The sequence below is a fragment of the Streptomyces sp. NPDC002513 genome (assembly GCF_053595355.1).
In genome coordinates this window covers 1-12,687 of the sequence record NZ_JBSFXK010000013.1, presented here as the reverse complement: position 1 = coordinate 12,687, position 12,687 = coordinate 1, and the positions used below count along the sequence as shown (strand labels likewise).

Below are 12,687 nucleotides of genomic sequence, written 5' to 3'. Positions count from 1 at the left end.
CCACTTGGACTGAACGGTCAGTTTCGCCACGACCGCTCAGCCGGTCGCGGTGAGCGCCTTGCGCAGGCGCTCTTCGTTCACGCGCCAGAACGTGTGCTGGGCGCCGTCGACCAGCACGACCGGGATCTGCTCCCAGTACCGGCGGTGCAGTTCCTCGTCCTCGGTGATGTCCTTCTGCTCCCAGGGAACGCCCAGCTCGCCGCAGACCTTCTCGATGACGGTCTGCGCGTCGTCACACAGATGGCAGCCGGGCTTGCGGACGAGGGTGACGAGGCGGTCCCGAGGATCGCCGCCCTGGGCGCTCTTCCGCCGAAAGATGGGACTCATGTCGGCCATTTTCACCCCGGAAGGGCCCGAGTGGGTCCCGAGCGCGTACCGCGCGACCGCCGGTCACCGCCACGCCGCCACGCCGGTCGGATCGCTTCTTTAACGGCACGGTCGCGGAGAGTTCACAGCCTTCCAACCTCTCGACTCCGGAACCACCGAACAGACTGGCTATGCTCGCGTCATGGCCGCTCTCGGATGGCTCACTCCCCGTAGGCGCTCCGCCACGGCGCGGAGTGTGTTGGCAGGCGAGGCCTCGGCTGAGGCAGCGCGCAAGACCTCCCAGGACACCGTCGCCCAGGACGTCCCCGATCGGGAACCGGAATTCCCGGTCCTCGGGGACGAGAAGGCCGCGGCGTTCTTCGACCTGGACAACACCGTGATGCAGGGCGCCGCGCTGTTCCACTTCGGACGGGGCCTGTACAAGCGGAAGTTCTTCGAGACGCGCGACCTGGCGAAGTTCGCCTGGCAGCAGGCGTGGTTCCGGCTGGCCGGGGTCGAGGACCCCGAACACATGCAGGACGCCCGCGACTCGGCGCTGTCGATCGTCAAGGGCCATCGGGTCTCCGAGCTGATGTCGATCGGCGAGGAGATCTACGACGAGTACATGGCCGAGCGGATCTGGCCGGGTACGCGGGCGCTGGCACAGGCACACCTGGACGCGGGTCAGAAGGTGTGGCTGGTCACGGCGGCACCGGTGGAGATCGCCACGGTGATCGCCCGCAGGCTGGGCCTGACCGGAGCCCTGGGCACGGTGGCGGAGTCCGTCGACGGCGTCTACACCGGCCGCCTGGTGGGCGAGCCCCTGCACGGCCCGGCCAAGGCGGAGGCGGTGCGCGCCCTGGCGGCGGCGGAGGGCCTGGACCTGTCCCGCTGCGCGGCGTACAGCGACTCCCACAACGACATCCCGATGCTGTCGCTGGTGGGTCACCCCTACGCGATCAACCCGGACCCCAAGCTCCGCAAGCACGCCCGCGCCCAGGACTGGCGCCTGCGGGACTACCGCACGGCCCGCAAGGCCGCCAAGGTCGGCCTCCCGGCGGCGGCCGGCGTGGGCGCGGTGGCGGGCGGCACGGCAGCGGCCATCGCCCTGCACCGCCGCCGCCGCTGAACCAGCGCCAGGCCACCCCTTCCGCCGGACCGCACCACCCCTGAAACTCAGAAGCTCAGAAGCGCAGAAGCGCTGAGCGGGGTGCCGGTCGAGGCGTCCGCGCGACCATCACACTCCGTGACCGCTGCCCACCGTCCCCTCGGGCGGGCCGCGGACGGTCTGCGGACCGCGGACGATCTGTGGACAAACTGTGGACGATCCATGGACGATTCGCGAACGGACCCCGAGCGAACCGCGGCCGAAGGCGCGCCGGGACCGATCCGGCTCCGGGCCACGCCCGCATTCGCGGTGTTCTACCCCACACCCCTTCCCACCACGCCCCTCGCACGCACCCGGCCACAACACGCCCCGCACCCGGACAGAAGTCGAACTCATTCGATCAACAAGCGGTCACCGTGCGGCACTTGAGCGGACGTCAATCGGTTACAGAAGCGACGTAATCGATGATTTGAGCAACTGGGTGTAGCGCCGCCTGTACTAAGCGTTATTCTCCTCAGACGCAAACCGGTACCCCTCCGTCGCTACGACGGGTGAATGGTTCCGCACTGCACGTGATGGAAGCTCTGCCTCTGGGAGTCCCGTGTACCCACACGTCGGGGTTGACGCCTCGGGCCTGGCTACGCTGCGCGCGGCGGTCAACGACCTGTTGCGCGGCATCGTCCCCACCGCGTACGCCGTCCCCGCCTTCGCCACCGCCGCCCCCGTCGGCCCGTGCTACGCACTGGCCGACGGCAGCGCCGCGGTCGGCGGCAGACGGAGCCGTTCCGGCTCGGCGGCCACCGCGCGCCGCCCGGCTGCGGACAGTGACAGCGCCCGCATGATGGACCTCGTGGAGCGCGCCCAGGCCGGCGAGGCCGAGGCCTTCGGGCGCCTGTACGACCAGTACAGCGACACCGTGTACCGCTACATCTACTACCGGGTGGGAAGCAAGGCGACCGCCGAGGACCTGACCAGCGAGACCTTTCTGCGCGCCCTGCGGCGGATCGGCACCTTCACCTGGCAGGGGCGCGACTTCGGCGCCTGGCTCGTCACCATCGCCCGCAACCTCGTCGCCGACCACTTCAAGTCGAGCCGTTTCCGGCTCGAGGTCACCACCGGCGAGATGCTCGACGCCAACGAGGTCGAGCGCTCCCCGGAGGACTCCGTCCTCGAGTCCCTCTCCAACGCCGCCCTCCTCGATGCCGTACGGCGGCTCAACCCCCAGCAGCAGGAGTGCGTGACGCTCCGCTTCCTCCAGGGCCTCTCGGTCGCCGAGACGGCCCGTGTGATGGGCAAGAACGAGGGTGCGATCAAGACCCTCCAGTACCGGGCCGTGCGCACCCTCGCCCGGCTCCTGCCCGAAGACGCCCGCTGAGATCCGCGAACCACGCCCCTGGCCCCGTCCAGCCACCCCCGTCCCCCACAGCGCCCCCACCGTCCCCGGCACCATCCCCCGAGCCGCCGCACCGCCGCGTCACCACTGCGGCGAGCGGCCTCCCCGTCCCGCCACCGAGCCGCCTCGCGACCGTGCCCACCCCACCCGCCGTACACGCACCGCAACAGTCAACTCACGTTCTGTGTATGCTCGTTGAGTTCGCGGTCCGATCATCCGTCGTCCGTAACCCAAGTGCCGAGCCGCTCGTTGTGCGGGACACAGACTCCCTGCGGTCACCCCTGGCCGCCTCCGATCACCCGATCGGGTGTATGCGGCCAGGGTGTGCAACCCTCAGGACCCCCTGGGGAGTCGACCGTCATGACGAGAGGAGGTGCCGCCAGTGATCGCGAACGTATCGGCCCACCGGCGGGCGAACGCCTTCGCCCAGGCCCTGGAGGAGCAGTCCGACGACCGGGGTACGGCGGCCGGGCAGCCCGACGGATCGGCCCCGGCTGCCGCGGAACGGACCGAGTGCACCCGCCTGTTGGCCCTCGCGACCGGCCTCGGCGAGCTGCCCAGACCTGTGCTGGACCCCGAGGTCAAGGTCGTCCAGCGCGCGCGTCTGGTGGCCGCGATGGAGGCCATGCTGCAGGAGGGCGCGGGAGGCGAGGCCGCGGATCCTTCCGTGCCCGAGCAGCGCGGCCACCGGGCCCGGGGTGCTCACCGGGCACATCCGCTGGGGAAGTTGCGCCCGCGCACCCGGCTCACCAAGGGCCTCGCCGCGGGCGGGCTCAGCGTCGGCGTGGCCGCTGCCTCCTTCGGAGGAGTGGCCGCCGCCAGTTCCGACGCCCTGCCCGGCGACTCCCTCTACGGCCTCAAACGCGGCATCGAGGACGTCAGACTCGGCATGGCCGAGGGGGACAACGAGCGCGGGCAACTCTACCTCGACCAGGCCTCCGTCCGGCTGAACGAGGCCCGTCGGCTGATGGAGCGCGGCCGTGCCGGCCAGCTCGACCACGAGTCCATCGGCGAGATCCGGCGCACCCTGTCCGGCGTCCAGCACGACGCGTCCGAAGGCCACCGCCTGCTGCACGAGGCATACGAGCACAACGGCTCCCTCGCCCCCATCCAGGCCCTCTCCGCCTTCTCCCGGTCCCACCGCGTGACCTGGGGCACCCTGCGCGACCGGCTGCCGGTCCAGCTCGGCGACGTGAGCCAACAGGTCTCGTCGGTCTTCGACGCCATAGACCAGGAGGTCGCCCCGCTGCAGTCGCTGCTGCCGCAGCCCCCGTCCCCGGGCGGCTCCGGCACGCACCGGGGGGACGTGGGCCCGGCCCCCACCGGCTCCGCCGGCACGGGCGGCGCGGCCCCCAGCACCTCCGGCGGCGCCACCGGCGACAGCCGCTCCGCCGCCAGCGGTACGCCCGAACCGTCCGCGTCCCAGAGCGACGGTGACGGCCTGCTCGGCGGCAGCACGGGCGGCCTGCTGGACCCGCCGAAGGACTCCGCCAGCGGTTCCCCGTCGTCGAGCAAGAGCCCGTCGACGGAACCGCACGTGACCCTGCCCCCGCTGCTCCCCGGCCTGCTGCCGGGACTCGGCATCGACAGCGAAGAGACCAGATAGGGCACACAGGGCCCGTACGACGACGGGGGCGCCCCCCGCACGAGGGGCGCCCCCGTCGTCGTACCGGAAAATCCCGCCGCCAGTCCCCGGGTCCCGGCTATCCGGCGGGACGCGTCAGAAGAAGACCGACCTGCGCTGCACCAGCAGCTTGTACAGCGTGTGCTGGATCTGCTCCCTGACCTGGTCCGTCAGGTTGAACATCAGCATCGGGTCGTCGGCGGCCTCCGGCGGATAGCCGTCCGTCCGGATCGGCTCACCGAACTGGATCGTCCACTTCGTCGGCAGCGGGATCGCGCCCAGCGGCCCCAGCCACGGGAACGTCGGAGTGATCGGGAAGTACGGGAACCCCAGCAGCCGGGCGAGGGTCTTCGCGTTGCCGATCATCGGGTAGATCTCCTCGGCCCCGACGATCGAGCACGGAACGATCGGCGCCCCCTGGCGCAGCGCGGTGGAGACGAAACCGCCACGCCCGAAGCGCTGGAGCTTGTACCGGTCGCCGAAGGGCTTGCCGATGCCCTTGAAGCCCTCCGGCATCACCCCGACCAGTTCGCCCTGCTCGAGCAGCCGCTCGGCGTCCTCGGCGCAGGCAAGGGTGTGACCGAGCTTGCGGGCCAGTTCGTTGACCACCGGCAGCGCGAAGACCAGATCGGCCGCCAGGAGCCGCAGATGGCGGCCCGCCGGGTGGTTGTCGTGCACGGCGACCTGCATCATCAGGCCGTCCAGCGGCAGCGTGCCGGAGTGGTTGGCGACGATCAGCGCCCCGCCCTTCGCCGGGATGTTCTCGATGCCCTTGACCTCGACCCGGAAGTACTTCTCGTACACCGGCCGCAGCAGCGACATCAGGACCTGGTCCGTGAGCTGCTCGTCGTAGCCGAAGTCGTCGACCTCGTAGTCGCCCGCCAGCCGGCGTCGCAGAAAGGACAGGCCCGCGGCGAGGCGCCGCTCCAGGCCCCCGTCCCGGGGCCGGGCCGGCGGCTCTTCCCCCCGCGTCCCGGGGACGTCGTCCGAGAGATCCCGGGGCGTCTCGCCGCCGGGCAGCGGCTGCACCTCCCGGACCGCCGCGGGCTCGCCCTTGCGCCGGCTCCCCGCGCTCCGGCGCCGCTGCGCGGCAGCACCGCGGGACCGGTCGTCGTCGAACGGAATGACCTTGGCGTCCGCCATCGTTGCTGCGCTCCTCAGTCGGTGCTCTGCGCCGGGGGGTGGCCACCGCCCAGGGCGGGCAGTGCGGCGATCCGGTCCACGGCCCCCGCGAGGGCCTCCGGCGGCAGCAGTCCGGGCCCGCGGCTGCGCGCGAAGTCCGCGAACGTCTGGGCGGTCGTGTACTTCGGCTCGTACCCCAGTGTCTCGCGCATCTGGTCCGTCGCCACCACCCGGCCATGGGTGAGCAGCCGGATCTGCTCGGGCGAGAAGTCCGTCATGCCCAGGTTGCGCATCGCCGAGCCGACCCAGGTGACCGCCGGCAGCAGCAGGGGCACGGTGGGCCGCCCCAGACGCCGCGCGCACTGCGACAGCAGCAGCACACCGTCTCCGGCCACGTTGAACGTGCCGCTGTTGAGCGTGCCGCGCTGCGGCTCGTGCGAGCCGATCCGCAGCACCTCGATCACGTCGTCCTCGTGCACGAACTGCAGCCGCGGGTCGTAGCCGAGGACCGTGGGCAGCACCGGCAGCGAGAAGTACGAGGCGAGGGGCGTATCGGCGTTCGGGCCGAGAATGTTGGCGAAGCGCAGCACACAGACCGCCACATCGGGACGGCGCCGCGCGAAGCCCCGTACGTACCCCTCGACCTCGACGGTGTCCTTGGCGAAGCCTCCGCTGGGCAGGGACTTGGGCGAGGTCGTCTCGGTGAAGACGGCCGGGTCGCGGGACGCCGACCCGTAGACGTTGGTGCTGGACTTCACCACGAGCCGTCTGACCGCCGGGGACTTCTGGCAGGCGCCGAGCAGCTGCATCGTGCCGATGACGTTGGTCTCCTTCACCGTGGCCCGGCTGCCGCTGCCCAGCGGGGTACCGGTCACGTCCAGGTGGACGACCGTGTCGACGGCGTGCTCGGCGAGCACGCGGGCGATGGCGGGCTGGCGGATGTCCGTCCGGACGAAGTCGGCGCCGCCCAGATGGTGCTCAGGCGGGACCGCGTCCACCGCGACCACCCGGTCGACCTCCGGGTCACGCTGGATCCGTCGTACGAACCGGCCACCGAGCCGGCGGGCCACTCCGGTCACGAGCACGACCTTGCCCAAGATCAGCGCCTCTCTTCCCGTCCCGTCCCGTCATGGACTTGAGCTCTGCCCTCAGCCTGCCGCGTTCCCCCTGTGCGGCCAACTTAGCCGGTCGATGTTGCACTGTGATGACCGCCTGATGCACGAAGTGACGACACCCCCGTACGTACGACCGGACCCGGCCATTCGGCCGCACAGGCATCCGCACAGCGCCTTCCCGCCTCCGGAAAAGAGCAAGGCCCCCCACCGATGGTGGGGGGCCGACGCGCGTGCGCGCACAGAAGTAAGGGCGTCCCTTGACGGGGCCGCGCCTTACTTCTTGTTGCGACGCTGAACGCGAGTGCGCTTGAGCAGCTTGCGGTGCTTCTTCTTCGCCATCCGCTTGCGCCGCTTCTTGATAACAGAGCCCACGACTACCCTCGCTCACTTCTCATCACTCGGTGCTGGGCGCCATGGGCCCATACGACCTACGAGGGGCTAGCCTACCCGCCCGAGCGCTGAGGTCGTAATCGAGGTGGCCCGGCAGGTCCCGACGGGCCCCGCCGGACCGCCGTCAGGCCGTCTCCACCCCCACATAACTCTCGCGGAGGTATTCGTGAACCGCTTGCTCCGGCACCCGGAAGGACCTGCCCACCCGGATCGCCGGCAGATGACCGCTGTGCACCAGACGGTACACGGTCATCTTCGACACGCGCATCACCGAGGCGACTTCCGCCACGGTCAGGAACTGAACCTCGTTCAGAGGCCTCTCGCCAGCTGCAGCCATGACACACCTGAACCTTCCGCACTCGACGGCCACCGGCTTCCCCTTCCGGTGACTCTTCGTCGTTGCGTGCTCACTCCCCAGACTAGGTGCGGGTGATGCAAGTGGGGAAGAGGGGATGCCATCCGCGGCCTACTGTGACAGACACGCTCGATTGAGTACATAGCGAGTAAGCGGCCGGTAGTAATCAGACCGCACAGCGTCATCGAGCGGAACGACGACGGACACGCGCCCCTCCGCCTCTCCGACGAAGAGCGCGGGATCGTCCGTGTCGGCCAGCCCGATCGCCTCGAACCCCAGCTGACCTGCCCCGCAGACCCAGCCGTGGTCCCCGATCACCAGGTCCGGCAGCGGCCCGCCGGCCTCCGCCGCGGCGGCCAGCGCGGTACGGACCGGCAGCGGTGAGTGCGTGTGTGCGCCCGGCTCACAACCGGCTCGTCCGGGATCCGGTTTCCGTACGAGAGCGACTCCTCGTACGTAATCAAGGCGGTGCGTACGTAGGCCGAACCGGGTCAATATGTCGACACGGTGCCCCTGCGCCGGGGTGAGAACAACACATCCCGCCGCCGACAGGGCATGGGCGAGGGCGACGTAGAACCCGGTCAGCCGGTGCGGATGACCGGTGCCGAACAGCACCGCCTCCCCGCGCCGCGCGGCCCCGCCGACCCGCTCGGCGAAGGCGTCGAGGCCCGCCAGTGTGCGGTCCGGGTCAATCACATCATGGCCGGAGGTATGACGGGGATCGGCCGAGACCCCGCACTTGTCCGCCATCAATTCGATCAGGTCCTGGGGCTCCCACGTCCCTTCGGGATCGAGTCCGATCAGTACGCGGGGGTCACGAGCGGCGAAAAGCCGATAGCTGCGCAGGCTTTCCTCGCGCGACGTGGCCACGGGTCCGGCCAGCCGGGCGGACAGCAGATGCGCACGCAGCGCTCCGGTGCTCAACACGCCAGCGATGCTGGCCCAATCGCCGGCCCCGCATGACCGGAATGCGGGAAACACCCCACGGTCGGCGTAATGGTACGCCCCCGCCCGCCCGGCACCCCGTCCTTCGGCGCAGGCCGCGCGGTCGTACGGCGCCCTGGACGCCCCGCTCGTACGGCGCCCCACAGTGACGCGTTCGTACGACGCCCCGGGACCACACGGTCATCATGCGGCGTCCGCTCGTGCGGGCCCGCTACGGCAGCAGGCCGCGCAGCGGGTACACCGCCTTGCGCGTCGAGAGCACCGCCTGGTCCACCCGGTCCGCCGGGTCGTACCCCGACTCCCAGTCCGCGTACCCCACCGGCCACCGCCCGTCCGTCATCCGGGCCGGCGCCAACTGCCGGGTGCGGGCGAAGACTTCCTGCCGCCAGCTCTCCGGGATCACGGTCTCCGGCTCGATCGGCCGCCCCGCCGCGATGGCGACCAGATGCGTCCACGAACGCGGTACGACCTCGACGATCGCGTACCCGCCCCCGCCCAGCGCGACCCAGCGCCCCTCGGCGTACTCGTGCGCCAGGTCGTGGCACGCCATCTGCACGGCTCGCTGCGCGTCCAGCGACACGGCGAGGTGCGCGAGCGGGTCCTCGAAGTGGGAGTCGGCGCCGTGCTGGGTGACCAGCACCTGCGGCCGGAAGTCGGCGATCAGCTCCGGTACGACGGCGTGGAAGGCCCGCACCCACCCCCTGTCCCCCGTCCCGGCCGGCAGCGCCACATTGACCGCGCTGCCCTCGGCCCCCGCGGCACCCGTCTCCTGCGGCCAACCCGTCTGCGGGAAGAGGGTCCGCGGATGTTCGTGCATCGAGACGGTGAGGACCCGGGGGTCCTCCCAGAACGCGGCCTGCACCCCGTCCCCGTGGTGCACGTCCACGTCCACGTACGCGATCCGCTCGGCGCCCAGCTCCAGCAGGCGGGCGACGGCGAGGGCGGCGTCGTTGTAGACGCAGAACCCGGAGGCGCCGCCCGGCATGGCGTGGTGCAGGCCCCCGGCGAAGTTCACGGCGTGCAGGGCGTCCCCGCGCCACACGGCCTCGGCCGCACCGACCGACTGCCCGGCGATCAGGGCGGACGCCTCGTGCATCCCGGCGAAGGCGGGGTCGTCCACGGTCCCGAGCCCGTACGACCCGTCGGCCGACCGCGGGTCCGCGGACGCGGCCTTCACCGCCTCCACGTAGTCCTCCCGGTGCACCAGCCTGAGCGTCGAGTCGCCCGCGGGCTTCGCCCCGACCACCTCGATGTCCTTCTCGAGCCCGAAGGCGTCGACCAGCTTCCTCGTCAACGCGAGCCGGACCGGGTCCATCGGATGGTCCGGTCCGAAGTCATAGCGCGTTACTGCCTCGTCCCACATCAGCTGTGCGCGGCCGCTCATGCCCGCCACCGTATCGGTCCGCCGCGGGCGTGAACGAACGGGCGTGCGCCAGCGTCGCCAGGACCAACACCATCGGCACCAGCATGGCGCCCCGATAGCTCCAGGCGTCGCCGAGCGCGCCCACCAAGGGCGAACCGATCAGAAAACCCACGTAGTTGAAGATGTTCAGGCGCGCGACCGCCGCGTCCGAGGTCCCGGGGAACAGCCGCCCGGCGGCCGCGAACGTCTGCGGCACGAGCACGCACAGCCCCAGGCCCAGCAGAGTGAATCCGAGCATCCCCACCCAGGGTCCGGGCGCCCCCGCCACCACCGCGAACCCGAGCGCCGCCACCAGCGCGCCGGCCCGTACGACTCCTGCGGCCCCGAACCGCCGCACCCCGAAGTCCCCCATCGACCGCCCGAGCAGCGTGGTGACCATGTAGACGTTGTACGGAACGGTCGCGAGCTGCTCCGAGCTGCCGAGGGTGTCCTGCAGATACTTGGCGCTCCAGTTGGAGACGGTCGAGTCCCCGATGTACGCGAAGGTCATCACCAGACACAGCGGCAGCAGCAGCCTGAAGACGACGGTGTCGGTGGCTTTGCTGGTGTCGGTGGGGGTGCCGGTCCCGGCCCGCTCCTCCTGCGCGGGCGGCTCCTCACCGTCGGCGTACCACCGGCTCCCCACCAGCGTGGCCGGCAGCAGCACCGCCACGACGGGCAGATACGACACCCACAGCGCGAGATGCCAGTGCGCGCCCGCCCAGGCCAGCGAGGCCCCGACGATCCCGCCGAGACTGTACGTGGCATGGAAACCGAGCATGATGCTGCGCCCGTAGGCCCGCTGAAGACTCACCCCGAGCATGTTCATGGAGGCATCGAGCGCCCCCACGGTCAGCCCGAACGCGCCCAGCGCGACCGCCAGCTCCCCCACCTGGTCCCCCGACCCGGCGCCGAGGAGGGCCAGCAGTACCACGGGTTGCGACCAGCGCAGCAGCCGACTGGGCCGGACGCGCTTGACGAGTTGCTCGGTGGTCACGCTGCCGACGCCCGCGAGGACGGGGACCGCGGCGAGGAACACGGGCAGCAGCGCGTCGGAGACCCCGTACCTGTCCTGGATGGCCGGAATCCGGGTCACCAGCAGGGCGAAGGTGGCGCCTTGGGCGAAGAAGCTGAACGCCAGAGAGGCCCTGCCGCGCCGCAGCACATCTGTCATGGCGGCGAGGGTAGGGCCCCTGGTTACCGCTGGATAGATCCAGCGGAAGATGAATTTCGCTCAGCTTCGTCATCCGGCTTCGTCGTCGGGCCTCACCGGTGAGGTTCGGTCTCACCGGGCGAGGAAGGGTGCGGGAGCTGCCGACCGGATCTCGCCCGCCTCGCCCTCCGGGGCGAACGTCCGGGCGTCCGCGTTCCCTTCGGCGGCGAGCATCCGCGCCATGGGACCGGCGGCGAGGGCACCGCTGACGAGGAAGCCCAGGACCATGGCGGCGGCGAGGATGATGCTCCCGAGCCAGACCATCGTGTCCACCGGCAGCGTGTACGCGCCCACGACCCGCACGACACACTCACCGAGCAGCACCACGCCCCAGACGACGGAGAAGACCCGCTCGAACCGCCGGAAGGCCGGGGACCCGATCAGCAGCCGCTCCCAGGCGGCCTCCTTGTCCGCGTCGCCCTTCACGAGCCACGGCTTCATGCCGGCCGTCATCATCGGCTTTCCGAGCGCCACGGAGACCAGGATCCCGATCCCGATCGCGCTGCTGACGCCGCTGTCCTTGGCGAGCATCAGCCGCGGGTCGCCGGCGACGAAGCTGAGCATCAGCCCGACCACGTTCACGAACAGGATGAGTGCGGCGAAGGCGTTGACCTTCCGCTCCCGGATTGCGCTCCAGGCGGTCCGCACGGCGGGCACGACGCTGCTGAGGCCGAGAGCCATGAGGGTGCTCGTTCCGAGCCCGTCCTTGAACAGGTAGTAGGACCCGACCGGTATCGCCACGTCCATGATCAGCGGCGCGAAGGTGCTCTTCTTGCTCTGGCGCTGGGGAACCGTCTTCGTCGTCATGCCCTCAGCTTCACGGAAGGCAGGGGTACGCCAGTAGAAACGATCGTCCGGAACTCGGCATGACATATGTCAGTGCCGGTCCGGTGGCCGGGGTCATGACCGCGGCCGTTCCAGCAGGTCGGGCAACTCACCCATGCTGGAGAAGAGTCGGGTGGCGCCTGTGAGCCGGGCAGCGGGCGTCATGGCGGTGAACCCGTAGACGTCCATGCCCGCGGCCACCGCGGCCTGCACGCCGAGAGGACTGTCCTCCACGACCACGCACCGCCCGGGGGCGGCCCCCATCCGCTCGGCCGCGTACAGGAAGAGGTCGGGCGCCGGCTTACCGCGCCCCACGTCCTGCGAGCTGAAGATCCGGCCGTCGTCGAACCACCGGTCGAGCCCGGTCGTGCGGTGTCCCACACGGATGCGCTCATGGCTACCGGACGATGCCACGCAGTACGGGATCCCGTCGGCGCTCAGCTTCTCCAGGACGTCCACGACTCCGGTCACGGGCTTCAACTCCTGTGCGAACGCGGCGAAGACACGGGCATGGAAGACGTCGTCGAAGTCGTCCGGCAGCCGCTGCCCGGTCCGTTCCCCCACGAGGTCGTGGACGCGGTGCATCGCTGCTCCCATGTAGTCCCGAATGGAATCCTCGTACGTGGTCGGGTGGCCCAGCTCGGTGAGATAGGCGGCCAGGAGCCGGTTGGAGATGGGCTCACTGTCGACGAGTACGCCGTCGTTGTCGAAGATGACGAGGTCGTAGCGCATGACTCGACCCTAAACGCAGAAAACCCCCGTGCCGACTGGCACGGGGGTTTCCTCCAAAGATTGTTCGGCGGCGTCCTACTCTCCCACAGGGTCCCCCCTGCAGTACCATCGGCGCTGTAAGGCTTAGCTTCCGGGTTCGAAATGTAACCGGGCGTTT

13 protein-coding genes and 1 rRNA gene are annotated in these 12,687 nt (G+C 70.5%); 3 read left to right on the top strand and 11 right to left on the bottom strand.

Going from position 1 to position 12,687, the window contains the following annotated elements; all coding sequences use genetic code 11:
• Positions 1-36 precede the first annotated feature (36 nt).
• Positions 37-336, bottom strand: coding sequence for a glutaredoxin family protein (locus tag ACWD5Q_RS11825; RefSeq protein ID WP_451426857.1), 300 nt, complete (start codon positions 334-336; stop codon positions 37-39).
• A 172-nt stretch (positions 337-508) separates the two neighbouring features.
• Between ACWD5Q_RS11825 and ACWD5Q_RS11820 the strand changes: the two genes are divergently transcribed.
• The 3 genes from ACWD5Q_RS11820 to ACWD5Q_RS11810 all read left to right on the top strand — a co-directional run bounded on the left by ACWD5Q_RS11820 (position 509) and on the right by ACWD5Q_RS11810 (position 4,413).
• Complete coding sequence (locus tag ACWD5Q_RS11820) at positions 509-1,435, top strand: HAD family hydrolase (RefSeq protein WP_451426856.1); 927 nt, start codon at positions 509-511, stop codon at positions 1,433-1,435.
• Positions 1,436-2,015: 580 nt separating this feature from the next.
• Positions 2,016-2,789, top strand: a complete 774-nt coding sequence (locus ACWD5Q_RS11815; RefSeq protein WP_451426855.1) for an ECF subfamily RNA polymerase sigma factor, BldN family — start codon at positions 2,016-2,018, stop codon at positions 2,787-2,789.
• A 400-nt stretch (positions 2,790-3,189) separates the two neighbouring features.
• A complete protein-coding gene (locus ACWD5Q_RS11810) occupies positions 3,190-4,413 on the top strand; it encodes a DUF5667 domain-containing protein (protein WP_451426854.1) in 1,224 nt (407 codons plus the stop codon).
• Between the two features lie 114 nt (positions 4,414-4,527).
• On the opposite strand, the gene ACWD5Q_RS11805 is transcribed toward ACWD5Q_RS11810, so the two are convergent.
• From ACWD5Q_RS11805 to rrf, 10 genes are all read right to left on the bottom strand, one after another.
• Positions 4,528-5,574, bottom strand: coding sequence for a lysophospholipid acyltransferase family protein (locus ACWD5Q_RS11805; RefSeq protein WP_451426853.1), 1,047 nt, complete (start codon positions 5,572-5,574; stop codon positions 4,528-4,530).
• Positions 5,575-5,588: 14 nt separating this feature from the next.
• Positions 5,589-6,650, bottom strand: a complete 1,062-nt coding sequence (locus tag ACWD5Q_RS11800; protein ID WP_451426852.1) for an NAD-dependent epimerase/dehydratase family protein — start codon at positions 6,648-6,650, stop codon at positions 5,589-5,591.
• 291 nt (positions 6,651-6,941) lie between these two features.
• The gene (locus ACWD5Q_RS11795) at positions 6,942-7,040 is read right to left on the bottom strand and encodes a 30S ribosomal protein bS22 (protein WP_003948845.1); all 99 of its coding nucleotides are present in this window, start codon (positions 7,038-7,040) and stop codon (positions 6,942-6,944) included.
• Between the two features lie 142 nt (positions 7,041-7,182).
• Complete coding sequence (locus ACWD5Q_RS11790; RefSeq protein WP_004984898.1) at positions 7,183-7,395, bottom strand: helix-turn-helix domain-containing protein; 213 nt, start codon at positions 7,393-7,395, stop codon at positions 7,183-7,185.
• A 129-nt stretch (positions 7,396-7,524) separates the two neighbouring features.
• Positions 7,525-8,340, bottom strand: a complete 816-nt coding sequence (locus ACWD5Q_RS11785) for a phosphatase (RefSeq protein WP_451426851.1) — start codon at positions 8,338-8,340, stop codon at positions 7,525-7,527.
• Positions 8,341-8,569: 229 nt separating this feature from the next.
• Complete coding sequence (locus ACWD5Q_RS11780) at positions 8,570-9,742, bottom strand: acetoin utilization protein AcuC (protein WP_451426850.1); 1,173 nt, start codon at positions 9,740-9,742, stop codon at positions 8,570-8,572.
• Positions 9,693-10,934: an MFS transporter gene (locus ACWD5Q_RS11775; protein ID WP_451426849.1), complete on the bottom strand. Its 1,242-nt coding sequence runs from the start codon at positions 10,932-10,934 to the stop codon at positions 9,693-9,695. Before ACWD5Q_RS11775 ends, ACWD5Q_RS11780 begins: the two co-directional genes overlap by 50 nt.
• Positions 10,935-11,045: 111 nt before the next feature.
• On the bottom strand, positions 11,046-11,780 hold the full coding sequence (locus ACWD5Q_RS11770; RefSeq protein WP_451426848.1) for a VC0807 family protein: 735 nt from the start codon (positions 11,778-11,780) through the stop codon (positions 11,046-11,048).
• Between the two features lie 93 nt (positions 11,781-11,873).
• Positions 11,874-12,530, bottom strand: coding sequence for an HAD family hydrolase (locus ACWD5Q_RS11765; RefSeq protein WP_451426847.1), 657 nt, complete (start codon positions 12,528-12,530; stop codon positions 11,874-11,876).
• 62 nt (positions 12,531-12,592) lie between these two features.
• Positions 12,593-12,687, bottom strand: a 5S ribosomal RNA gene (gene rrf / locus ACWD5Q_RS11760); the annotation flags it as partial.

What these genes read in the sequence shown, in the direction of transcription:
- ACWD5Q_RS11825 (WP_451426857.1), bottom strand. Translation starts at nt 336, where the DNA reads ATGGCCGACATGAGTCCCATCTTTCGGCGGAAGAGCGCCCAGGGCGGC.
- ACWD5Q_RS11820 (WP_451426856.1), top strand. Translation starts at nt 509, where the DNA reads ATGGCCGCTCTCGGATGGCTCACTCCCCGTAGGCGCTCCGCCACGGCG.
- ACWD5Q_RS11805 (WP_451426853.1), bottom strand. Translation starts at nt 5,574, where the DNA reads ATGGCGGACGCCAAGGTCATTCCGTTCGACGACGACCGGTCCCGCGGT.
- ACWD5Q_RS11790 (WP_004984898.1), bottom strand. Translation starts at nt 7,395, where the DNA reads ATGGCTGCAGCTGGCGAGAGGCCTCTGAACGAGGTTCAGTTCCTGACC.
- ACWD5Q_RS11780 (WP_451426850.1), bottom strand. Translation starts at nt 9,742, where the DNA reads ATGAGCGGCCGCGCACAGCTGATGTGGGACGAGGCAGTAACGCGCTAT.
- ACWD5Q_RS11775 (WP_451426849.1), bottom strand. Translation starts at nt 10,934, where the DNA reads ATGACAGATGTGCTGCGGCGCGGCAGGGCCTCTCTGGCGTTCAGCTTC.
- ACWD5Q_RS11770 (WP_451426848.1), bottom strand. Translation starts at nt 11,780, where the DNA reads ATGACGACGAAGACGGTTCCCCAGCGCCAGAGCAAGAAGAGCACCTTC.
- ACWD5Q_RS11765 (WP_451426847.1), bottom strand. Translation starts at nt 12,530, where the DNA reads ATGCGCTACGACCTCGTCATCTTCGACAACGACGGCGTACTCGTCGAC.